General features: G+C 71.0%; 1 protein-coding gene. It reads left to right on the top strand.

What is annotated here, in order from left to right; genetic code table 11:
* On the top strand, window positions 1-568 hold a 568-nt coding region (locus C1708_RS33590), incomplete at both ends, for a class I SAM-dependent methyltransferase (protein WP_133169129.1).

Genomic DNA, 568 nt, shown 5'->3' with positions numbered 1-568 from the left:
AGATCAAGATCCGCGGATTCCGCATCGAACTCGGCGAGATCGAGGAGGTCCTGACCGACCACACGGACATCGCGCAGGCAGCCGTCGTCGTCCGCGAGGACCAGCCCGGTGACACCCGGCTCGTCGCCTACGTCGTGGCCGACACCACGGCGCGCGAGCACGACGAGGCCGTGGAACAGGACCAGCTCGGCGAGTGGCGGAACCTGTACGACGCCGTGTACACCTCGGCGCCCCGGACGTCCTTCGGCGAGAACTTCGCCAGCTGGAACAGCAGTTACGACGGCCGGCCGATCCCGCTGCCCGAGATGCGGGAATGGCGGGACACGACCGTCGACCGCATCCGGTCCCTGCGGCCGCGCCGCGTCCTGGAGATCGGTGTCGGCACCGGCCTGCTCCTGGCCCGCCTGGCCCCCGAGTGCGAGGAGTACTGGGGCACCGACTTCTCCGGCACCGTCATCGACGAACTCCGGCGGCACGTCGACGCCGACCCCGTGCTGGCCGCCCGGGTCCACCTCCGCACCCGGCCCGCCCACGACTTCGGCGACCTTCCGCAGGGCCACTTCGACAC

The sequence above is a fragment of the Streptomyces sp. DH-12 genome (genome assembly GCF_002899455.1).
Lineage (GTDB): Bacteria > Actinomycetota > Actinomycetes > Streptomycetales > Streptomycetaceae > Streptomyces.
The sequence above is the reverse complement of the archived record's forward strand: the minus strand, read 5'-3'. Positions and strand labels throughout refer to the sequence as shown.